The following is a 21,773-nucleotide window of genomic DNA, read 5'->3' on the forward strand; positions in this document are numbered from 1 at the left end:
ATAATTTCCCAAAAGTAGTTGATAGAAACAAGATTTCGAGATTTAAGGCAGAGGTTTTCGGAAAAATTGAATTAGTGCTTGTTAAAGGAAGTCCTTGTGTTAAATAAATTCATTTCTATTTGTGCAGAATATCATCTTGTTGGTATCCCTCACTCTCAATCCTTAGCAGAAGAAAAATATGAATAATGATACCTGAGCGTATCGGCTTGTGCCGGAGAATCATACAGCAAATCACTCATTATCAGGGTTCTTGTGTTATTATCGGGTAGAATTTCTATTTTCACTAGCTTAATGCCCATGTTTACCTAAAAATAGATTCTACCTTTTTTATCGATTTCGTTGCGTGTTCTGCCAAAAGCATATTTGCTTTCGAGTTTTCTATCTTTAAAAACATAAAAATTAACGGTGCGCCGTTGCGATCGCCGCCTAAGATAACAAAGGTATTTTTCTTACATAAGCGGGCTTAAGTCCGCTTTAAAATACTAAAAATGTTCCATTGTTACTTTAGTCACCGAATTCATTCGGTGAAAACAATCGAAAACCAAAAAATTACAATATCTTTATTTTTCTAAGGCAAACCGCACATTTCAGAATCACTAAACTTTATAATAAAAACAACCAGAATGAGAACCTTAATTATTGCAGTATTTTGTTTATCAGTATTCACACAGACATTTGCTCAGAAAGCCAACGACCGCCAGGAAGTATTAAAAGTATTAGCTCGCCAGAATGAGAACTGGAATAAAGGCGATATTAAAGCCTTTATGGAAGACTACTGGAAATCTGACTCGTTGATGTTTATTGGCAAGAACGGGGTTATTTATGGTTGGAAAGCTACGCTCGAAAGATACAATAAAACCTACCCTGACCTTGCCACGATGGGTACATTAAAGTTTGATATTCAGAAAACAGACTTTCATTCGCCTACTACTTGTTGGGTCTTGGGTAAATGGCATCTGACTCGTCCGGAAAAGGGAGATGCTGGTGGATTCTTTACACTTATATTGAAAAAAATTGGTGGCAAATGGCTCATCGTTTCTGACCACACAAGTTAATTAGCTTGCTTTCATATATTTAGATACAGTATCCAGAAAAACCTCTTTTCTGCGGCGCGAAAGGCTTACATGGTGCTCGTCTTGTACTTTTACCAGTAGGCCTTCGTGTATCTGATACCCCGTTACGTATTTCAGATTTACCATGTACGACTTATGCGTGCGGAAGAAATTATAGTTCACAAATCTTTTTTCGAGCTCTTTCAAAGTTTTCGAAACAATCAATCGTTCGCCGTCTTGTAAAAATACTTCTGTATAGTTTACATCAGCTTTCATAAAAAGCACCTCAGCAGGGTTTACTTTCTTTTTTCCGGCTAATTTAATCGGTCCGTTTTTAAATAGTTTTGCTTCCATTAGAATTGAGAGTTTTAGTCATTTAAAAGTATTGACTCCCAATTGCATATAATAGTTGTAATGGTTTGATTTTTTTTATAAGATTTTTTACAAACTTTTCAGAAGCCTTTAGAATTACCCCCCCGCAAATAAGAAATGGCGTTTTTGAGGCTAAATAAACTTCAAAAACGCCATTTTTATTTATTCAATGCTTTCTTTAACGATTGTTTTTCCCGGTCGTATCTTTGTTAGATTGCTCTTTCGGTGGGAAAGAGATAATTTCTTGCTGAATAGTATTAGACGAATCTAAGCTCGTGGTGGTTGTATCGGCAGCCATAATTCCGCCTATGTCGCCACCGCAATTCTGATAATTTTTCTTGATTGGCACACCTGGCTTGGGGAATGGTCCCGGCTTATAGCCCAGCGTTTTATCGGTATATACACTTTGCATAAACTTACCAAAAATAGGCAATGCCGAGCGAGAGCCCTCTCCCATACGTGTACGGAAGTGAATACTGCGGTCGTCGCCGCCTACCCATACGCCACACACCAGGTCTTTGGTAAAGCCCATATACCATGCATCAGAGTAATTAGAGGTTGTACCTGTTTTGCCCCCTGCTTGCCCGCCATTGCCAAACAAAGCACTGGCGTATTCCCACAAGCCTTGCGAAGTGCCGCCCGCTTCTTCAACCCCACCACGCAACATATACTGCATCAAAAAGGCCGACTCAGGGCTGATTGCCTGTCGTTTTTTTACTTCGGCCTCATATATTACTTTTCCTTTGGCATCTTCAATTTTTGATACCAATATGGGTTCTACGTGCTCGCCGCCATTGGCAAATACACCATAAGCACTTACTAATTCATACAACGAAACATCAGACGACCCTAAACCTATCGACAAAACAGGATCGAGCGGTGTGGTAATTCCTAGCTTACGGCCATATTCTACTACAGTGGCTGGTCTCACTTCGTCAGATAATTGAGCTGCAATAGAGTTGATAGAGCGAGCCATAGCCCTGCGGAGTGTCATGCTGGCATAAGTAAATACACCATCGGCGTTTTTAGGTTCCCATACTTTAGGCTCACCTTTTTCTATCCATTCTTTTTTAAATGGCTGGTCGGTGCGTCTGTCGCATGGCGAAAGATTCAGCGGCCCATCAATAGCAGCACAATACAAAATAGGCTTAAAGGTTGAGCCCGGCTGGCGGCGTCCCTGGCGCACGTGGTCATATTTGAAATAATCGTAGTCTATACCCCCTACCCATGTTTTGATATAACCCGTATATGGGTCCATGGCCATCATACCGGTTTGTAATATCTTTTTGTAATGAATTATCGAATCAATCGGGCTCATCAAAACTTCTTCCGACGATGCCCCGTCTTTACCCCAAACAAACACCTTTGTCATTTTCTTTTTTTCGTACATATAATAATGTATCGAGTCAGGGTTGTTTTTAAACTTCTGGGCTAGTTTTTTATAAATGGGTGTACGTTTGGCTACGGTATCAATATAGCCTATTATCTCTTGGCCGTTTTCATAAATCCAGGGGTTACGGCCTTTCCATTCCTGGTCAAAAATCTTTTGTAGGCGTCTCATGTGCCCCGACACGGCCTTTTCGCCATAATCCTGCATTTTCGAGTCGATGGTTGTATATATCTTCAAGCCATCTTTATAAAGATTTATATCTATTTCGTTGGTTTCGGCCCATTTCTGAACAAAACGTGCCAATGCCGTTTTGAAATAGTTTCCTCTGCTATCTTCGTCAACTTCTGTATTTACATCAAGTTTTATATCGGTTTTGCTTAGTTCGTCGGCCTGTTGTTGCGTAAGATCGCCATTTTTAGCCATCAATTGCAAAACAGTATTGCGGCGCTTAAGCGCATTTTTCGGATTTCGGATAGGGTTATAAAGCGTAGTACCTTTTTGTAGGCCCACCAACACCGCTGCTTCTTCGGGGTTTAGCTTATCAGGCTCTTTGCTGAAATACGTAAGCGAGGCTGTACGGATACCATAAGCATTATTCCCGTAATCAACCGTATTCAGATACATAGTCAGAATCTCGCCTTTAGTAAAGCGTTGCTCGAGTCTTATTGCGGTAAGCCATTCTTTTGTCTTATAAATAATGGTGCTTACAACCGGAATATAATAAAGCAAACCCTTCATTTCGCTACGGCGGGTATTATACAGGTTTTTGGCCAACTGCTGCGAAATAGTGCTTCCACCGCCACGGTCGCCGCCTTTAAAAATACCTACGGCCACACCAACCATCGATTGCAAATCGATGCCTGAATGCTCAAAGAAGCGTTTATCTTCTGTTGAAATAAGTGCTTTAAATAGCCAGGGCGACATCTGGGCGCTATCAATAGTTTGTCTGTTTTCTGTGAAGAATTTGCCCAGCTCAACGCCATCGTTCGAATAAATGGTTGATGACTGCGCAATTTTAGGGTTTGTGAGTTGCTCGATACTCGGCATGCCACCACATAACCACAAAAAATTGGTTTCGATACAAAACCAATAGAAGAAAACAAAAATTAACACCCTGACACCGAATCGGTAGATACCCCTGATAATAGTGAAGTATTCGCCCTCGGTGTCAAACCTGGCTCTGAAGGCCCCCGTTATTTTGTCAATGACCTTATAGAAAGATATGAATACCAGCTCCACTCTTTTTGCACCAAATATCTTACATAAAATCAGATAAATCTGGTCTAAAAACCACCCCCATGCGTCGCTTATCTTTGTTGTAGCGTTATTCCAGAATTGTTTGATAGAACTTATGCTGTTTTTTTCTTCCATATTTAAATTTTTCGCCGAAAACCCAACAAATAACTCGATTCTGTAGCAAATAATCAAAAAAAGTTGAAAGGTTTTTTAGGCTAATTACCATTTAGTAAAAAAACTGGCTTTAATTGGTAAACAAAACCCCCTACAATTGCTTTAAGTATATATATTTATACCGAAACTATTATTTACATTACCAATCCCAATTAATTTTCATGAACTTAATACCTGCTGACAAACCATTAGAAAAAGAGATACTACCTCTTTTTACAAAAACCATTCCGTTTCAATTACCTACCGAGTGGAAAGACTTTATTGTTAAGATAACTCCCTGGATTATTGTGCTGCTAGTGCCTTTATACATTTTTGCTATTGGGCTAACGGCATTTGGCACCTTATTTACAGCCTTTACCGCGCACCCGCTATGGTCGGTTGGTATGCTCTTAACAACAGCAGGCTTAATTTGCAGCTTACTTTCTATCAAAGGGCTCTTTGACCGCAAACGTGAGGGCTGGGTATGGGCTTATTATGCTTTTTTATTATTCTTACTGGCCGATATTCTATACCTCAATTTCATCGATGCCATCATTACTTTTCTTATCTCGGGCTATTTTCTGTTTCAGATAAGAGAATACTATAAATAAAAATTAATTAAAATTATATTCTGAATCGGGAGCTGGCAGCTCCCGATTTTTTTGTATCTTCTAATAAGATTTCTCAAGTTTTCTGCCTTTCATGCATCTATAAGGCCATTTATATAGATTTCTTTAGTACTTTTGATAAGACCATTTAATTTGAAGCACTAAACCAACTAACGAACAACCGTGAATAACATTCTTGAAGTACACAATGTTGTGAAACGCTATGCCCAGCATACGGCTCTCAACGATGTAAGTATCAATGTTCCCAAAGGCGTAATCTTTGGTCTGCTTGGGCCAAATGGTGCCGGGAAAACCTCCCTCATTCGTATCATCAATCAGATTACAGGGCCTGATGAAGGTTATGTTTTACTTGATGGACAAAAACTGCAACCCGATCACATCAGAGAAATTGGTTACCTGCCTGAAGAGCGTGGACTTTATAAAAAAATGAAAGTCGGTGAGCAATTGCTGTATCTGGCACAGCTAAAGGGGCTATCAGAAAAACAGGCAATGGAAAAACTAAAAGAATGGTTTATTAAGTTTGACATAAAAACCTGGTGGACCAAAAACGTTGAAGACCTTTCGAAAGGTATGCAGCAGAAGATTCAGTTTGTAGCTACTGTATTGCACGAGCCACAACTGATAATTCTTGATGAGCCCTTCTCTGGTTTTGACCCTATCAATGCCAATCTGATAAAAGACGAGATTCTGGAACTAAAGAAAAAAGGCACAACAATCATTTTCTCAACCCACCGCATGGAATCGGTTGAAGAACTGTGCGATAACGTTGCGCTTATTAACAAGTCTCGTAAAGTGCTTGATGGCCCCAAGAAACAAATCAAAGAGCAATTTAAAACGCATACCTACAAAGTAGAGTATCTGGGCGATTTAAGCGGCGAATTTGAAGATTTCGACATTGTAAAAACCGAAACTATTGAAGATAATTATAAGAAATCGACAATTAAACTGAAACCGGAAGTACATGCCAATCAGTTAATAAAACAATTGATTGATAAAGTAGAAGTGCGCACTTTCGGAGAGAATATCCCGAGTATGAACGATATTTTCATTGCAGCAGTCAATGAAATTCCACAGTAAAAGATTTAGATTTCCATTCTTCTAAACAAGCATAGATTATAATGAAAAATATTTTCCTTGTTCTAAAAAGAGAGTACCTCACCAGAGTCCGCAAAAAATCATTCATCGTAATGACAATCCTCGGGCCACTCTTGATTGGCGCCTTTTATGGCTTCATCGGCTGGACGGCCATGTCTTCAACCAGCCTGAAAAAGGTGGAAGTAATAGATGAAAGTAATTTATTTAAAGATAAATTCAAGAATACGGCTGAACTAGCCTACAGTTTCTCGGGTCAGTCGTTAAATGATGCCAAAAAGGATTTTGCAAAGAGCGGTAACGACGCCCTTGTTTACATTCCGAACGACATCATGGATAATCCGAAAGGTGTAAAGATATTTTCACAAAAAAGTCTTTCGCTTGAGTTGCAAAGAGGTATAGAAAAAAACATAGAAAGCGAGATTGAAACCATTAAACTGACCGAAGCCGGTATTACACAAAAGGTATTAGAAGATGCCAAAATGAATGTAAACAGCGAAACCATCAGTTTGAGCGACGAAGGCGAAAAAAGCAACAGCTCGGTGGCTGCTACCGTAATAGGCTACATTTGTGCGTTTCTTATCTACATGACCGTGTTCATTTTTGGTGTGCAGGTAATGCGTAGCGTAATGGAAGAGAAAACAAACCGTATTGTAGAGGTAATTATCTCGTCTATCAAGCCATTTGAGTTAATGATGGGTAAAATAATTGGTGTTGCTTTAGTTGGCTTAACACAATTTGCACTCTGGATTGTACTCTCTTTTGCCATTACTACTGCCGCAACTGCGGTGTTTGGCGAAAAATTTGCCGGCTCACCAGAACAACGCCTTGAGCAGGTAAAAAATATGCCACAAGCACAAGAAATAGAAAAACAGGTAAGTAAAGAAACAAAAAGTGGCGGCGGCGTATATGGCAAAATAATGAAAGCCGTAGACACTTTGCCTTGGGTTACAATTATTGCTTGTTTTATGTTCTATTTTTTGGGTGGATACTTGCTTTATAGTGCCCTGTTTGGCGCCATTGGCTCGGCCGTAGATAGCGAAACCGACGTGCAGCAGTTTATGCTCCCCATAACGCTGCCCATTATTTTCTCTATTGCCATTGCCCAGTTTGTGATTCGTGAACCAGATGGCCCACTGGCATTCTGGACATCAATGATTCCATTGACTTCTCCGGTTATCATGATGGTGCGTATTCCGTTTGGTGTACCAACCTGGCAAATCATCTTGTCGATGGTGCTTCTTACAGGCGGTTTCATAGGCACAACCTGGATAGCAGCCCGTATTTATCGTGTAGGTATCTTGATGTTTGGTAAAAAACCAACCCTAAAAGAAATCGGTAAATGGATTTTTTATAAGGGGTAAGATATTGAAAACCCCACACCCCAACCCCTCTCCCCAACAGTGGGGAGAGGGACTTTAAGCTCCCTTCCCCACTGTTGGGGAAGGGTCGGGGATGGGGTCTTTATTTACTAAGCTTCTTCCTTCACAACCCCAACAAAAAATCAGGATTCAAACATATCTTGGCAAACTTCTCTTTGTCCGACTCCGCACAGACACCGGGAAAATCGCCATGCATACCAAGCATATCGGTCATTACCTGAAAATGCAGGTGCGGTGGCCAATCTCCATTAACGGGATAATCTCCTATTTCAGCAATTTTCTCTCCGGCTTTTATAATTTTCCCTTCATAAAGCCCATCTAAAGAGCCCAAAGATAAATGCCCGTAAAGCGTATAAAGAGGCTTGCCCTCATAGCTATGTTCCAGAATAATCGTTGGGCCATAATCGCCAAAGTTGGCATTATTCCTAAAACTATGCACCTTGCCAGCAAGTGGCGCATAAACAGGCGTACCTGCCACCGCCCATAAATCAATACCTAGATGAATGTTTCTTTTTACTTCATTGTCTACTGAAAAATGCTCGCTTCGGCGATAAATAACCCTATTTTCCATATAGCCGCCTATGCCCATCTTTGCTCCAGCCGCATAAATCTTATTAAATACATAGGTCGAAAAACTGGCAGTATCTACCAAGTCGAGCGCTTCTAATTCCTGATTGTTGGCTGTGAAATCAAGTTTTATAAATTTATCAATATCTACTACTCTGGACATTTTTTCAAAGCGGGTTTATCATACTATTTTATTCATTATTCAAGAATAAGCCAAGCAAGCTTATTTCACACAATTATAATAGCATTTCTGGAAAAATATGCTAAAAAATAGCGTCCTTTGCATAGTTTTTTGCATTAACCTATGAACAATCCTTACATTTCGCTACTCCGCACTGCCTGGAAATACGCTCGTCAAGAAAAAAGTAAATATGTCTTCATTTATGGGCTTTTCATTATGGCCAACGTTGCGGCGGCGCTTAATCCGCTTTTGTATGGCTGGTTTGTAGACAGTATTCAGCGTGATAGCTCACAAATATGGAATAGCGTTTTACTCTATGCGGGTTTATTTTTATTGCTGAAACTGCTCGAATGGGCATTTCATGGCCCTGCCCGTATCATGGAGCGAGATTTAGCTTTTAATCTAAGCCGAAACTTTCTTGACGAATTATATCATCAGACACTCCATTTACCTATTCGCTGGCATCAGGATAACCACAGTGGTTCAACCATAAACCGTATCCGCAAGGCTTACGAAGCCCTAAAACATTTCTTTCAGGATGGTTTCATGTTTTTGCATGCTATTTCAAAATTTGTGTTTTCGTTTGGCGCCATGCTCTATTTTTCGCCTTTGTTTGGCGGTATTGGCATTTTGCTGGGTTTACTTACTATATGGGTGATTTTCAGATTCGATAAACCTTTTATTAAAGCCCTTGATGAAACCAATGAAAAAGAACACGTAGTTTCATCGACACTTTTTGATAGCCTCTCGAACATCATCACTGTAATTACACTGCGTCTGGAGAAAAGAATGGAGTCAAGCCTGATGCAAAAAGTAAAAGAAGTGCTACCGCCTTTCCGCCGCAATGTGCGCATCAACGAATGGAAATGGTTTGTGGCTGATACCCTCGTAACTATTATTTACTGTGTAATTGCTATTGGCTATGTGTACCAGAACTGGAAACCCGACCAACCCTTTTATATAGGTGGTTTAATTACGCTCTTAGGCTATGTTATTCAGTTTACCAGCGTGTTTCATGATGTAGCGTGGCAGTACACAAATATTGTACAATACAATACAGACGTACAAACTGCCAGAAGCATTGGCGATGCATACAGAGAAAACCACCGCCCTGATGCCGTAACAGAACTGCCCGAAAACTGGAAGAAAATTTCAATTTCTGGGCTTAATTTTTCTCATAATGCTATTTATGAAGAAGGCAAAACTGCCCATAGTCTGCACAACCTGAGTATAATGATTGAAAAGGGTAAGAAAATAGCCTTTATCGGTGAAAGTGGTAGTGGCAAAAGTACCTTATTGGCTCTTTTACGAGGCTTGTACGATGCCCAACCAAACGTAAAGGTTTCGATTGATGGAGAAGCCTATGACTCGTTGGATATTATCTCTGAAACCATCACGCTTTTTCCGCAAGAACCCGAAATATTTGAGAATACAATTGCCTACAATATTACACTCGGCTTGCCTTTTGAAGACGAAGAAATAATAAAGGTGAGCGAAACTGCCCACTTTAAAGATGTAATAAGCCATTTGCCGAAAGGTCTGGAATCAAATATTCAAGAAAAAGGTGTGAATTTATCAGGCGGGCAAAAGCAACGTCTGGCATTAGCAAGGGGTGTATTAGCTGCACGCCTTAGCGAAATTGTATTACTCGACGAACCAACCAGCAGCGTTGACCCTAAAACCGAAGTACAGATTTACAACAAGCTATTTAAGGAATTTAAAGATAAAGCTGTGCTATCGACCTTGCACCGCCTGCACTTACTCACAAAATTCGACTATGTGTATATTCTGCAAGACGGCCGGATTATAGACGAGGGCACATTCAAGCATCTGAAAGAAAACAGTGCTGTTTTTCAGGAACTATGGAAGCATCAGGAACACCTGATACCAAAAAACGAAACGCCAGATTCTTAATCTTTACTCTGTAATAATTTAAGCTCTGTGTTGGAAGATTTTTCGGTGGTAATCAGTACAACACCATTAAGGGCCTTTGTGCCATATAATCTGGTTGCGGCTTCGCCTTTCAATACATCAATCTTTTCTATATCCTTTGCTGAGATTTCTTTGATTGAGGCCAATTGAACCTCAGTTCCATCAAGAATCACCAATGGGTCGTTTATCCCTCTGAATCTGATTTCGGTATTTTGAGGCGGGTTTATCTTTGCCAATAAGTTAGCAGGTGCCTTCGCTTGCCTGGCGTGCTCTTCAATCACAAAATTGACAGGCATTGTAAAGTACACATTCACAGGCTTTCCGTTTTGTTTGCCGGGGTTCCATTTGGGCATTTGTGCAATTACACGCACGGTTTCTTCATCACAGCCAAAACCGATACCTTGCAATACCTTTATGTCGCTAACTGCCCCGTCTTTCCGCACAACAAATTTCACAAATACTTTACCAGACACATTGGCTTCTTGTGCCGCAATAGGGTATTTCAGGTTTCTACCTACAAAGGCAAAAAGTGCCTTTACTCCTCCCGGAAAACTCGGGTTTTCTTCCACAGTCGTAAATACTTCCTGATTATCTACTTCTTTTTCCTGCGCTACTGGCTCAGCCATAACCATTCCCAACACATTATCCGGTTTTGGTGTTAATACCAGCGTTGGCGTCTTTTTCAGGCTGACGTTAATCAGGCTTTTATCTGCTACTACCACACTAGCATTTTCATATCCTTCGGCATAAAACCTCAGAGTATCTCCTTTCAAGGCATTTATTTCGTACTGCCCGTCGGTATCGGTGGTAGATACATTATTGCCAGCCTCAACTACGGCCCGCAACAATGGTTTTCCACCTTCGGCTGTTACTTTGCCGTGTATATAAATGCCTGTTTGTGCTTTAATTTCATCGAGAGTGCGGGTATCTAACTTTGTTGTAAAATCTACAGGCCCATCTTTTAAGCCTGCTAACTTCCCTTCTACTAATTCGAGCACATCGTTTTTAGCAATGGTGGCCGACGAGAGCACAAGCATGAGTATAAACAAAGGCACCGATAAGCCGTATTTCAGCAACATAATTTTATTTGAACGAGGCTTGCTAAGCATCTGAATACGGCGCTTTAGCGTTGAATGCGTAAAGAAGCGATTGGTTAGCTGGTCAGGTTGCAGGCCAAATTCTTGCGTAAAGAGCAACATAGCGTAGTCTACCTTTGAGCTTTCATTTTTTGAGGCAATATCGTCGGCAATAAATTCGTGTATGTGTTTAATATCTTTTTTGTACAGATACACTACCGGATTAAACCAGTTCAGAATGGCTATTACCTCAAAAATCATTACATCGGCCGAGTGCAATTGTTGAATATGCACGTGCTCATGTGCCAGAATAGTATCTCTTTTCTTGAGCGTTTCGTCAACAAAACTGTAGCCAAAAAATGAAAAGGCCGTAAACTTCTCGAAATCTTTGTTTTTTAGTACCAGTATCAGTTGTGATAGTGTGATGATCAAACGAATTGTACAGATACTGATACCAATAATGTATAGCCCTTCTAAAATATCTGCCCAGGTAAAACTGGTACCCTTTGTTGGCCGAATCAGAATCAATGAGGGGTTGTAGAGTGTATAAAACACCTCGTTGATTTCCTGTGTAATAAACCATGACTGTACATACTCGGAATACCATAAGGGTATACCGAACGACAATAAGGCTGATACAACCAAATAGACTCTATTCAGATTGTGAAAAGTTTCGCCAAAAAGTACGAGTCTGTAAAAAGAGTAAAAGAGTAATAAGTACAGATTTACCTGAACGAGATAAAATAAAAAGTCCATTATTTTGATGATTTCCTATCCAACGCAAACATAATCGGCAATACGAACGACGTACGTACCAGCTGATTATCTTTTCTGCCCGGCGACCACTTAGGCATAGCTTTCACAACCCGAGTTACCTCTTCGTCGCAGCCATAGCCCAGGCTTTTCGCAATAGCAGTTTCGCTGATACTTCCGTCTTCTTCAATAATCAATTTAATAAGTACCTTACCCTGAATATTCTTCTTAACAGCTTCTTTAGGGTATTTAAGGTTTTTACCTATAAAATCAAACATAGCAGGCATACCACCCGGAAACTCCGGCACAACGTCTACCTGCTCAAACACATCTTTACTTTTATCGGTCTTTTGAGCAAAAGAAATAGTCACAGCAAACAAAGAAATTGTTAGAATACAAAATAGCTTTTTCATAATGTTTTTAAAGTTTAAGTTTTAAGTCAATTTTTTAAGTAAGTTGAACATTTACGTTTTTTTTCAGTAAAAGCTTTTTCAATAAAGTAATGGTATAAAATTGTATTTTTTGTAGAGCCGTATTGCAATCGCGCGGCGAACCGTACGGCTCAAGGGTATATCTAGCTTCTTGAACGAAATACGTGTTAAATGTCTTGAAACTTTAGATATTTATCTATTTTATGGCGCAAAACATATCATACGACAGGAGACGTACGGTTCGCCGCGCGATCGCAATACGTCTCTACGTAATTTGCGTTTTTTTGTTATTCCCAAAAACTCTTAACCTTTGAAACTCAGTAATTACTCAGTAATTATTGCTTATAACAATAGCACCGTTTTTGCCCTTTTCACCATATTTCTTCTTTGCTTCCCGTGGTGCTAATATTTCAATTGTAGCATCGTCTACCCTAAAGCTGGTTGCCATATTTTCAGTTACTTGTTCTTCCTGATTAAATATAAATAGCATAGGCTTTTCGGTCATCCAGAAATCAACGCCAAACTTGGCTTGCTTTCCATATTTATCAATTAATGCCTGATTTTCTCCTCTCAGACTTACGCTGCTACTTATGTTATTTTTTAATGATTGGGTATTCTCTAAAAGTTGGTAATATTCATCACGATAAAGGCTTTTATCCGAGTTTATCACATTTCCATCAACTACCAGTACTCCCTTAAAGGCAGGGTCTATCTCGCTCTGGTTAGCAATAATTCCGTAAGATTTGCCCAGTGTTATTCTCAGAAAAACCCTTGACTCAACAGGTTTCTTTCTTCTTTCAGCAGGTGTCCAGTAAGGCATATCCCATAAAACATTGGCCACTTTGCTGTTATAATCAGGGCGTAAACCTTTATCTATCGACATCTCGGTTAGTTCACCATCTGTATTCACCACAAACGAAGCATAAATATCGCCTTCTAGTCTTTCTCCGGCAGGATACTGAAAATGCCCGGCAAAATATTCTTCAAAAGCCCTCATACCACCTTTAAATTCGGCAGGTAGCAAATCGGCATCTTGTATTCGTCTTACATCTTGTGCCATTACAAAGTAGCCCATGCACACCACCAATGGCACAATAAATATGTATTTGCTAATCATCCACAGCGGGCTCCGTTTTTTCATCATCATCTGAATCCGCTCTTTCAGCAATGAGTCTTTAAAGAAATCGCTACCGAGTGGCGTAGCATTTGCTTTGAAATTATACGCAAACAAAAACTGCGCATAAGGCACTTTTTCGTCACCTTCTATTATGCTATCAGCAATAAACTCGTGCAGGCGTGTAAGTGCAGTTTTATACAAACTGAGTATCGGGTTAAACCAGCAGAAAATACTTACAATCTCAAGCAGAAATATATCCCAGCTATGCCCTTGGCTTATGTGTACCTCTTCGTGGTCAGTAATCATATTCCGGTTATAGAATATATCTTCTTTATTGAGAATCAGAAAATTAAAGAACGAGTACGACGAAAACGCCTTATTGGTGCGTAACAACCAATACTCTCGCCCCGAACGTGTTTCTGATTTATCGATTGGTTCGCTGTTGCGTAATAAGACATAAATTTTTACAAGCGCAATCACAAACTTAAGGCTAAATACAACTACCCCTGCAAGGTAAATAGCTGCTACAACGTCCATCCAGTTAAAGGCTAGCTCAGAGCTGTTTTGTAAAACAGGCTGAAAAACCGTTTCCTTTATGGTTTCGCTAGGTATCTCATTCAGCGTTACCGGAAGTGGCTGCAAGAATGTGTAATTGTGTCTTATTTTCATGAGAGGCATCAGAAATGACACCACCACCGATAGCAGCAAATAGAAACGGTTTGCTTGAAAAAAAGTATTTTTACGTAGAAACACCCAGTAAAAAGCGTAGAAAGCAAGCAATATAAGATTTACTTTCAGAAGGTAGAATAGTACACTCATATAACCACAGACATTAAAAGTTATTCATGAACAATACTTGTTTAAAATTACCTGTAATAAGCTGTTTATACAGCCTCAAACTATTGCTTTTTCATTTTTTCAATCAGTTTCAGAATCTCGTCAGCTTCTTGTACATCAATTTTCTTTTCTCTTACAAAAAACGAAAACATTTCTTCAACCGAATTCTCAAAATACCCTTCCATGAGTTTTCCGGTAGCAAAAGATTTATATTCTTCTTTACTCACAAGCGAGAAATATTCATGCGTTTTACCATAGGCTTTGTGCCCAATAAAACCTTTCTGCTCCAGAATACGCACAATAGTTGAAACCGTATTGTAAGCAGGGCGAGGCTCTGGAAATTCTTCAAGAATATCTTTTACAAAGGCGGGTTCACGATTCCATAATATTTGCATTACTTCCTCTTCCGCACGGGTCAATTCTCTGAGTTCCATGTATTTTTTTCGATTAAATGAATTTATGTATAGGCCTAATATGAAACAAATGTATAACTAAATTTTTAGTTTCAAAACTATTCGCATAGTTTTTTTTGTACAAAAGCAAAAAAAAATGGTATGGGTTAAAGAAGCTAAAACAACAAATTGCATAAAACCAAGAAAACCCCACTCCCTAAATCCCTCTCCCCAACAGTAGGGAGAGAGACTTTTGCCCCCTTCCCCATTGTTGGGGAAGGGTTGGGGATGGGGTCTATAAAGACTATTTATATAAAGAAAACTTTAAATAGGTCTTCTTTTCAAATACAAACTTAATTCCTCGGTCTAGGGCGTGCGCCATTGCCTTGTACTTTCGGGCCATCGTGCGGTGGCTCTTTCATTTCGTTGTGGCAAGAGATACAACCCATTACTACAGGCTGGCGGAAAGTTTTCAGATTTGCCAGTATTTCTCTGTTCAATTGGTTTGTCATATCAAACATTTCACGGGTCTGGTTGAAATGGCGGGGCTTTTCTGAGGCAAAATCGTTCAAGTCGTGGCAAAACTTACAGGTTACACCCAAGGCGTGCCCCCAGCTATTCATTATGCTCAACACCTGCTCTGTCGATTTCCCTTTCAGTACCTTGATATTCTTGAAAACCGCTTCGGCTGGCTCGTTCTCTTTACCGCTGATTGAGTCACGATAAAGTTTAAGATACTTTTCACGGTCGGCCATCATTGTATCTTTCCAGGCAATAACCGTGTTGTCTTTTTTAGTGTTCGAACTGATAGACACAAACGAAGAAATGCCAATAATGACAAATAAAACAGGAATTAGTAATTTCATAGATGTAAATAATATTTAGAGTCGTAGTATAGAGTATGTCTGAACTTATTATTCGACCTACAAAGACATCTTTTTTGTCTATACTTCGTTGCCTTTTTTCGATGTAGCTGCTGGCTACATCTGCAAAATGCGTCTTGTATAATCAAAAAATCTGTTCTTTTCGGTCAGAAGAATAAATTCAGACATACTCTTAGGCTGAAAGTTATATAAAAAATCAGATTTTAACTGATAACCCGAATTAAAATTTCTTTTTCAGGTAAGCCAGCGACATAGCATAAGCCTCTTTTGCCAGTGCTTCATCATATTTCGGATTGCTCGGATTCGCAAAACCGTGCACGCCATCAAATATCTTATAGGTAAGTTTTTTTCCTGCTGCTTTCATATTTGCATCAAATTCTTCAATCACTTCTTTCGAAATACGTGTTTCTGTGGCAAATAAGCCTAATACATCGCTGTTCAGTTTTTTCAATTGTTCTACGTCTCGCACAGGCATACCATAATACATTACCGAGCCTATTGTTTGCGTGCCACCCAACAAAGCAGAGCGCAACGACCACCCACCACCAAAACACCAGCCAACGTTGGCAATTTTTGCATTTTTGCCTGCATAAGCCATGCCACCTTTTACGATGTTCTCAAGGCGGGCATCGTTGGTTTCCGACATAATCTTACCTGCTTCTTGTGGGTTGCTGGTTACTTTGCCGTCATACATATCTAGTGCCAATACGTTTACGTTTTCGCCCAAATCTTTGTAGTAAGTGTCGGCTTCACGTTTGATGTAGTCGTTTAGCCCCCACCATTCCTGATACACAAACAACCATTTGTTGCTATTGCCTTTGGCCTTAATAAAATAGCCTTTGGCATCGGTGCCATCAGGTGTTTTAAAAGTGATGTCTTTCCCTGTGGCGGCATAGCTCAATGGCAGTGGCGCAGGGTGCAGGGCCTGAAAGGCAGGGTCGAGGGCAAATTGTTTCATGCCATCGGCAGGCAAAGTGTGACAAACCGTAATGTTTGATACCGAAGTAGTTTCGCTGGCTTTGTTTACCGACACAAAAGCCCAGATACTCAATAAGAATGCCTGAAACGTGATAATTGATTTAATCATTGCTAGAATATTGTTAAGAGTTCAACAGATAAAACACAAAAGCAGTTGTTTTGTTAAAGATTTTAATGTGGATTGAGTTAAATACGGCACCAATATACGAAATCTACATAGTAATCAACCAGATGCCTTTAAATTATATGTTACTACACATATAAAAAACAAGCCCCACTAAAAGCGGGGCCTTTCTATTTTTTATTCTAAGCAAAATTAAACCTTAAAACATATGCCTTTTGGGCTTGTGCATACTGCGCCCTTGTTATAAATATCTTTTCTCAATGGCAAAATCACTAAATGGCTAACGTATTAACAAGGAGTATGATGTCACAAAAGTACAGATTCAAATAATGCGAAACAAGCAATTTCAGCGAAACTTCGCTAAAAATTTTCAACATTTCTTATACGCTCTTATCTATCTGCTAAACCGACTTATTTATGTTATGTTTTGGGGGATTTTAAATGGCTTTTGGTCTACAATTAGGCCCAGAATTGAAGTTTTTTGCTCACTATTACATAAATTTGCGCAAATTATGCGTTACTTACGATAAATTTCTGATTACTAAGGTCAAATTTATCTGTTGTAGATTCATCTAAACTCTAAACCTAATGAGCGACAAAACATTGTTTGGACACCCAAGGGGGCTGTTTGTATTATTTTTTACCGAAATGTGGGAGCGTTTTTCGTACTACGGAATGCGTGCCATCTTACTACTCTTTTTACTAGATAAAACCAAAGGAGGCTTAGGATTAAACGAGGGCGAAGGCGGTGCTACCTATGGTTTATACACTTTTTCGGTTTATTTATTATCCTTACCCGGTGGGTGGCTTGCCGATAATGTTTTAGGGCAACGCAAAGCAATTTGGTATGGCGGCATAACCATTATGGTGGGGCACATTGTGCTGGCGTTTCCGTCTACACAGGCCGTATTCTTCTTAGGTTTAGCACTGGTAGCTATCGGCACAGGCTTACTAAAGCCAAACATCAGCTCAATTGTAAGTGAACTATATCCTGAAGGTGGCGCCGTACGTGATGCCGCCTTTTCTATTTTTTATATGGGTATCAACCTTGGTTCTTTTCTGGGTATTACTATTGTAGGTTATCTGGGTCAAAAAGTTGGCTGGCACTACGGTTTCGGGGCAGCAGCAATAGCCATGTTTCTGGGGCTTATCAATTACCGCATTTTTGCAACACCATACCTGAAAGATAAAGGATTATACCCGAAAGCCAAACAAGCAAAGAAAGAAAGCAGCGTTCCAACCAAAGTGCAACCACTTACCTGGATACTCCTAGCGGCCCTAATCATATTCTTTGTTGTAATGCAAGTAAATGGCACTTTTGCCTGGGATAGCAAAAAAGCTGTAGCAACATCAATGGGTGTTATATGTGTGGCGGTTGTATTAATCTACTTTGCCAACTTGTTGTTTGCGTCGGGCTTATCTAAAATCGAAATGAAAAGAGTGGCTATTCTGTTTATTCTTTTCTGGGGAGCAGTATTGTTCTGGGCAGGTTTTGAGCAACAAGGTTCATCTTTACAAATCTTTGCCGACCGCCACTCTGAACTTCCGTTTGGTATGCCTTCAACATGGTTTCAGAACTACAACGCCTTCTTTATCCTGCTTTTTGCCCCTATGGTTGGTGGTGTGTGGGTATTTCTTGAAAAACGTAAAATAAACCCGCCTTTGCTCGTAAAATTTGGCATTGCCTTGTTTTTTGTAGCATTGGGCTATTATATAATGGTAATAGGTGCAAAAGTAGCCGTGCAAGGTTTAAAAGCCTCAGCTTTTGTGCTTACATTTACTTATATTTTCCATACCATTGGCGAGTTATGCCTTAGCCCGGTAGGCCTGAGTGCATATACCAAATTGGCACCAAAACAATACCTGAGCCAGCTAATGGGTGTATGGTTTGTGGCTACGGCCTTAGGCAACTTGTTTGCAGGCTTGTTTGCAGGTGGTTTTGATGAAGAAAGCATTCAACAAATGCCTGATATGTTTATGAGCATTGTGTGGTTCTGTCTTATTGTAGGTGCAATTCTGTTGATACTTCAGAAGCCATTGAAAAACTGGACAGGCGGTATAAAATAAAAAGTCTTTGTAATTTCCAATAAATCCCTTTTTTTTGCATTGATTCTATAATAAATCAAGCCTTGCTTGTGTTATAGAATTCTGAATGCAAACCTATACAAATGGCAAAATTTAGTACAAGTTCACGCGCCGATATTTTTACGCATATTGGTATCATTTTAGCTATCTTTCTGATACTATTCTTTAGCTTTTTCTTTCTTTATCTTCCATGGAGCACTAATCATGGACAATCGATTACCGTTCCTGAACTGAAAGGGATGAGTATGGAAGAAATGGAAAAAGCACTCGACGACCGTGACCTTGACTACGAAGTGAGCGATTGTACGTTTGTAGCAGGTGCAAGGCCACTCACTATTCTTACGCAGTTTCCGAAAGCAGGCTCTAGCGTAAAAGAAGGCCGCAAGGTTTACCTTACTATTGTGTCAGAAACCGCACCGATGGTAAAGATTCCTGATATTCTGAAACGCTCGCTATCAAGTGCTAAAAATCAGTTGCTAAGCAATGGGCTTGTAGCCGGCGACCCTGAGTATATTCCGGCAATTGAAGACAACTCTGTATTAAAAATAAAGGTTGATGGACGGGAGGTTACGCCGGGCTCGAGTGTACCAAAGGGCTCGAAAGTAACGCTTGTGTTAGGTGATGGCCTGGGCGACCAGATGATTGAAGTGCCGAATCTGGTAGGAATGGCTTCTGATGAAGCCGAAATTCTGACCTCTGGGCAAAATCTTTCCATAACGCTGCATTATGTTGGCCCAATAGATGGCACTCCAGACGGTACAATTGTAAGACAAAGACCGGCAGCACAAGGAAATAAAATACGTGTCGGCGACGTTATCGATGTAGACGTAGCAGGTACCGACCCTAACGCTTCTGATAATTAGACTTCTATTTTTATGCCAAAGCTTTAATAGCCAAACAACAGTGCAAAAGACTTTTTTTTATATGAATTTTATTTCAGACAACAGACCTGTAATCATTTGCAGGTCTGTTATTTTATTGCTGTTTCTTTCAATAAAAATTGCTAGTGGCCAAACAGTTCAACTACCTTTTTTTGAAGACTTCTCAACTACCATAGGCACTAATCCTGACCCCAAACTCTGGATTAACGGCGGTACTATCGTCAACAATTCGTTTCCGATAAATCAGCCCAGTAAATTTGTGGCTACTTTTGATGGCCGCAGTTCATTGGGGATTCCATATAATGGTGTTAATCAGTTAGCTTATGGTGGTACAGATACCCTTACCTCACAACCTATGAGCCTGGCTACGCTGCAACCTGCTGATTCGCTCTACCTGAGTTTTTTCTGGCAAGCCAGAGGCTTAGGCGATTTACCTGACGACGACGACACCCTGATGGTATCTTTTCTGAACAGTCAAAAGAGATGGATACCTGTCTGGAAACAACACGGCAGTATATTAAGCGATAACTTCAAGCAAGAAATGCTTGCTATTAAAGATACCTCTTTTTTTCATGCCAATTTTCAGTTCAGATTCGAAGCCAAAGGCCGACAATCAGGAGCGTTTGATACATGGCACATCGATTATATTTATCTGAACAAAAACCGTAATCAGAACGATATTCATTCTAAAGACATAGCCTGTACCAAGTTTACCTCGGCATATCTGCGGCGTTATACAGCTATGCCAATGCGCCAATATCTGGTAAATCCGGCTACAGAAGTAAATGAGACACTTAAAGCCGAAATATTTAACTTGCAGAACGATGGTGATTTTACACCCTATGCCTGGAAAGTAAGCGATATTGTATCGGGCAGAGTTTACTACGATGCCCCCGCTCCTTCGTTTGGTAATTTACCGCCACGCATTACGGGTATAAGGCAGTTTACACCTCCGGTAATTACCGATTTCGGCGCCGATAAAGCCATTCTTAAGTTTCAGCTTAATATTACTACTTCCGACAATGTTCAGCCAAATTTACCCGGCTACGACCTGAGCGTAAATGACTCAATTTCGACTTACACAATTCTGGACGATTTTTATGCTTATGATGATGGAACTGCCGAAGTAGGCGCCGATTTCGACCAGACGCTAGGCAAAGTAGCGGTTCAGTACATACTAAGCAAGCCTGACAGCATTGGGGCAGTAAGATTCAATTTCAGCCCGTATTTCAACAATCCATATCTGAAAGATACCTTATCCTCAGGAGGGCAGTACTTTTTATTACAGATTCTGGAGAGTGATAAAGGCAAACCCGGCAAAACACTACATCAACAATCAATAAGAGTAAAATATGGCACAGAAGTAAATCATTTTGAAGAGTATCTGTTAAACCAGAATATCGCTGTAAAGGATACTTTTTATGTAGCCTGGACCAAAGTTACACAAGAAGTAATTGCCGTAGGTGTCGATAAAAACACCCCTCAATTTGCCGACAGGATATTTTATAATAACGGCACCGAATGGATGCCTAATACTTCGGTGAAAGGCAGCCTGATGGTGCGACCCGTAATAGCCACCAAGCCGGCAGGCGGCAGCACAGAAGGCCCCGGCGACCCACTGGCAAACGAAGAGCCATTCGGCCAGAAACTGGTGGTGTACCCTAACCCTACCTCAGGAATGCTTAAATGGAATGTAGTTGGTATAAAACATATCAGTATTTTTGATGTAAGGGGCCATGAAGTTTTATCAAAGAATGTTGACGGACAGGAACTGAATATTGCACATTTGCCTACTAATACGTATTTTGTAAACTTTTCTGACGGTAGAAAGAATTTAATTCATAAGATTGTGGTTGTGAATTAGAGAAATAGTACCGCTATTGTTATTACACATTTGAAAAACTAATATACTAATGGACAAGAATTATGATATTACCGTAGAGCAATTGAAAGAAATGCTCGAAAGCGAAAAGCCTATTAATCTGATAGATGTACGTGAAGATTATGAGTATGAAGACGATAATCTTGGCGCAAAACTTATACCCCTGGGCGAAGTACCTGAAAGACTCGACGAACTTGAAGAGCTGAAAGGCCAACCTATTTATATACATTGCCGTAGTGGTGCACGCAGTGGCAAAGCCAAAGCATTTCTTATTTCGCAAGGCTTTGAAGACGTACACAATGTTTTAGGTGGCATACTGGCCTACCGTGAATTAGAAAATCAATAAT

Annotated in this window: 19 protein-coding genes; 9 read left to right on the plus strand and 10 right to left on the minus strand. The window is 40.0% G+C overall.

Features of this window, described 5'->3' with window-relative positions; translation table 11 throughout:
- Nucleotides 1-155: 155 nt before the first annotated feature.
- A complete protein-coding gene (locus WAE64_RS10715; RefSeq protein WP_340236366.1) occupies nt 156-284 on the minus strand; it encodes a hypothetical protein in 129 nt (42 codons plus the stop codon).
- A gap of 339 nt (nt 285-623) precedes the next feature.
- On the opposite strand from WAE64_RS10715, the gene WAE64_RS10720 reads away from it, so the two are divergent.
- Complete coding sequence (locus WAE64_RS10720; RefSeq protein WP_340236367.1) at nt 624-1,055, plus strand: YybH family protein; 432 nt, start codon at nt 624-626, stop codon at nt 1,053-1,055.
- Here WAE64_RS10720 and WAE64_RS10725 read toward each other — a convergent pair whose 3' ends face one another.
- Nucleotides 1,056-1,406, minus strand: a complete 351-nt coding sequence (locus tag WAE64_RS10725; RefSeq protein WP_340236368.1) for a LytR/AlgR family response regulator transcription factor — start codon at nt 1,404-1,406, stop codon at nt 1,056-1,058.
- A gap of 196 nt (nt 1,407-1,602) precedes the next feature.
- The gene (locus WAE64_RS10730) at nt 1,603-4,185 is read right to left on the minus strand and encodes a penicillin-binding protein 1A (protein WP_340236369.1); all 2,583 of its coding nucleotides are present in this window, start codon (nt 4,183-4,185) and stop codon (nt 1,603-1,605) included.
- 200 nt (nt 4,186-4,385) lie between these two features.
- On the opposite strand from WAE64_RS10730, the gene WAE64_RS10735 reads away from it, so the two are divergent.
- The 3 genes from WAE64_RS10735 (at nt 4,386) to WAE64_RS10745 (ending at nt 7,288) form a co-directional block, all read left to right on the plus strand.
- Nucleotides 4,386-4,814, plus strand: coding sequence for a hypothetical protein (locus tag WAE64_RS10735; protein WP_340236370.1), 429 nt, complete (start codon nt 4,386-4,388; stop codon nt 4,812-4,814).
- A 180-nt stretch (nt 4,815-4,994) separates the two neighbouring features.
- On the plus strand, nt 4,995-5,909 hold the full coding sequence (locus WAE64_RS10740; protein WP_340236371.1) for an ABC transporter ATP-binding protein: 915 nt from the start codon (nt 4,995-4,997) through the stop codon (nt 5,907-5,909).
- A 41-nt stretch (nt 5,910-5,950) separates the two neighbouring features.
- Nucleotides 5,951-7,288 carry an ABC transporter permease gene (locus WAE64_RS10745; protein WP_340236372.1) on the plus strand — a complete coding sequence of 446 codons (1,338 nt, stop codon included), beginning with the start codon at nt 5,951-5,953 and terminating at the stop codon, nt 7,286-7,288.
- Nucleotides 7,289-7,409: 121 nt separating this feature from the next.
- On the opposite strand, the gene WAE64_RS10750 is transcribed toward WAE64_RS10745, so the two are convergent.
- A complete protein-coding gene (locus WAE64_RS10750) occupies nt 7,410-8,036 on the minus strand; it encodes a peptidoglycan DD-metalloendopeptidase family protein (RefSeq protein WP_340236373.1) in 627 nt (208 codons plus the stop codon).
- Nucleotides 8,037-8,177: 141 nt separating this feature from the next.
- Here WAE64_RS10750 and WAE64_RS10755 point away from each other — a divergent pair, with 141 nt between their 5' ends.
- The gene (locus WAE64_RS10755) at nt 8,178-9,968 is read left to right on the plus strand and encodes an ABC transporter ATP-binding protein (protein ID WP_340236374.1); all 1,791 of its coding nucleotides are present in this window, start codon (nt 8,178-8,180) and stop codon (nt 9,966-9,968) included.
- On the opposite strand, the gene WAE64_RS10760 is transcribed toward WAE64_RS10755, so the two are convergent.
- From WAE64_RS10760 to WAE64_RS10785, 6 genes are all read right to left on the minus strand, one after another.
- Nucleotides 9,965-11,818 carry a TonB family protein gene (locus WAE64_RS10760; RefSeq protein ID WP_340236375.1) on the minus strand — a complete coding sequence of 618 codons (1,854 nt, stop codon included), beginning with the start codon at nt 11,816-11,818 and terminating at the stop codon, nt 9,965-9,967. The genes WAE64_RS10755 and WAE64_RS10760 overlap by 4 nt on opposite strands.
- Nucleotides 11,818-12,228: an energy transducer TonB gene (locus WAE64_RS10765; protein WP_340236376.1), complete on the minus strand. Its 411-nt coding sequence runs from the start codon at nt 12,226-12,228 to the stop codon at nt 11,818-11,820. The genes WAE64_RS10760 and WAE64_RS10765 overlap by 1 nt, the downstream gene beginning before the upstream one ends.
- 346 nt (nt 12,229-12,574) lie before the next feature.
- On the minus strand, nt 12,575-14,182 hold the full coding sequence (locus tag WAE64_RS10770) for a M56 family metallopeptidase (protein WP_340236377.1): 1,608 nt from the start codon (nt 14,180-14,182) through the stop codon (nt 12,575-12,577).
- Between the two features lie 80 nt (nt 14,183-14,262).
- Complete coding sequence (locus WAE64_RS10775) at nt 14,263-14,634, minus strand: BlaI/MecI/CopY family transcriptional regulator (RefSeq protein ID WP_340236378.1); 372 nt, start codon at nt 14,632-14,634, stop codon at nt 14,263-14,265.
- 311 nt (nt 14,635-14,945) lie between these two features.
- Nucleotides 14,946-15,458 carry a photosynthetic reaction center cytochrome c subunit family protein gene (locus WAE64_RS10780; protein ID WP_340236379.1) on the minus strand — a complete coding sequence of 171 codons (513 nt, stop codon included), beginning with the start codon at nt 15,456-15,458 and terminating at the stop codon, nt 14,946-14,948.
- A 238-nt stretch (nt 15,459-15,696) separates the two neighbouring features.
- Nucleotides 15,697-16,563 (minus strand): dienelactone hydrolase family protein, encoded by an 867-nt coding sequence (locus tag WAE64_RS10785; RefSeq protein ID WP_340236380.1) that lies wholly within the window; start codon nt 16,561-16,563, stop codon nt 15,697-15,699.
- A gap of 603 nt (nt 16,564-17,166) precedes the next feature.
- Between WAE64_RS10785 and WAE64_RS10790 the strand changes: the two genes are divergently transcribed.
- The 4 genes from WAE64_RS10790 to WAE64_RS10805 all read left to right on the plus strand — a co-directional run bounded on the left by WAE64_RS10790 (nt 17,167) and on the right by WAE64_RS10805 (nt 21,772).
- Nucleotides 17,167-18,645, plus strand: a complete 1,479-nt coding sequence (locus tag WAE64_RS10790; protein ID WP_340236381.1) for a peptide MFS transporter — start codon at nt 17,167-17,169, stop codon at nt 18,643-18,645.
- A gap of 101 nt (nt 18,646-18,746) precedes the next feature.
- Nucleotides 18,747-19,526 (plus strand): PASTA domain-containing protein, encoded by a 780-nt coding sequence (locus WAE64_RS10795; protein WP_340236382.1) that lies wholly within the window; start codon nt 18,747-18,749, stop codon nt 19,524-19,526.
- Between the two features lie 61 nt (nt 19,527-19,587).
- On the plus strand, nt 19,588-21,408 hold the full coding sequence (locus WAE64_RS10800; protein WP_340236383.1) for a T9SS type A sorting domain-containing protein: 1,821 nt from the start codon (nt 19,588-19,590) through the stop codon (nt 21,406-21,408).
- A 49-nt stretch (nt 21,409-21,457) separates the two neighbouring features.
- On the plus strand, nt 21,458-21,772 hold the full coding sequence (locus tag WAE64_RS10805) for a rhodanese-like domain-containing protein (protein WP_340236384.1): 315 nt from the start codon (nt 21,458-21,460) through the stop codon (nt 21,770-21,772).
- The last annotated feature ends 1 nt before the right edge of the window (nt 21,773 follow it).

Source organism: Emticicia soli, assembly GCF_037860775.1.
Classification (GTDB): domain Bacteria; phylum Bacteroidota; class Bacteroidia; order Cytophagales; family Spirosomataceae; genus Emticicia; species Emticicia soli.

Coding starts and splice junctions, on each gene's coding strand:
- WAE64_RS10770 (WP_340236377.1), bottom strand. CDS start 14,182: ATGAGTGTACTATTCTACCTTCTGAAAGTAAATCTTATATTGCTTGCT.
- WAE64_RS10760 (WP_340236375.1), bottom strand. CDS start 11,818: ATGGACTTTTTATTTTATCTCGTTCAGGTAAATCTGTACTTATTACTC.
- WAE64_RS10725 (WP_340236368.1), bottom strand. CDS start 1,406: ATGGAAGCAAAACTATTTAAAAACGGACCGATTAAATTAGCCGGAAAA.
- WAE64_RS10720 (WP_340236367.1), top strand. CDS start 624: ATGAGAACCTTAATTATTGCAGTATTTTGTTTATCAGTATTCACACAG.
- WAE64_RS10745 (WP_340236372.1), top strand. CDS start 5,951: ATGAAAAATATTTTCCTTGTTCTAAAAAGAGAGTACCTCACCAGAGTC.
- WAE64_RS10730 (WP_340236369.1), bottom strand. CDS start 4,185: ATGGAAGAAAAAAACAGCATAAGTTCTATCAAACAATTCTGGAATAAC.
- WAE64_RS10805 (WP_340236384.1), top strand. CDS start 21,458: ATGGACAAGAATTATGATATTACCGTAGAGCAATTGAAAGAAATGCTC.
- WAE64_RS10765 (WP_340236376.1), bottom strand. CDS start 12,228: ATGAAAAAGCTATTTTGTATTCTAACAATTTCTTTGTTTGCTGTGACT.
- WAE64_RS10800 (WP_340236383.1), top strand. CDS start 19,588: ATGAATTTTATTTCAGACAACAGACCTGTAATCATTTGCAGGTCTGTT.
- WAE64_RS10785 (WP_340236380.1), bottom strand. CDS start 16,563: ATGATTAAATCAATTATCACGTTTCAGGCATTCTTATTGAGTATCTGG.
- WAE64_RS10795 (WP_340236382.1), top strand. CDS start 18,747: ATGGCAAAATTTAGTACAAGTTCACGCGCCGATATTTTTACGCATATT.
- WAE64_RS10750 (WP_340236373.1), bottom strand. CDS start 8,036: ATGTCCAGAGTAGTAGATATTGATAAATTTATAAAACTTGATTTCACA.
- WAE64_RS10790 (WP_340236381.1), top strand. CDS start 17,167: ATGAGCGACAAAACATTGTTTGGACACCCAAGGGGGCTGTTTGTATTA.
- WAE64_RS10780 (WP_340236379.1), bottom strand. CDS start 15,458: ATGAAATTACTAATTCCTGTTTTATTTGTCATTATTGGCATTTCTTCG.
- WAE64_RS10775 (WP_340236378.1), bottom strand. CDS start 14,634: ATGGAACTCAGAGAATTGACCCGTGCGGAAGAGGAAGTAATGCAAATA.
- WAE64_RS10735 (WP_340236370.1), top strand. CDS start 4,386: ATGAACTTAATACCTGCTGACAAACCATTAGAAAAAGAGATACTACCT.
- WAE64_RS10755 (WP_340236374.1), top strand. CDS start 8,178: ATGAACAATCCTTACATTTCGCTACTCCGCACTGCCTGGAAATACGCT.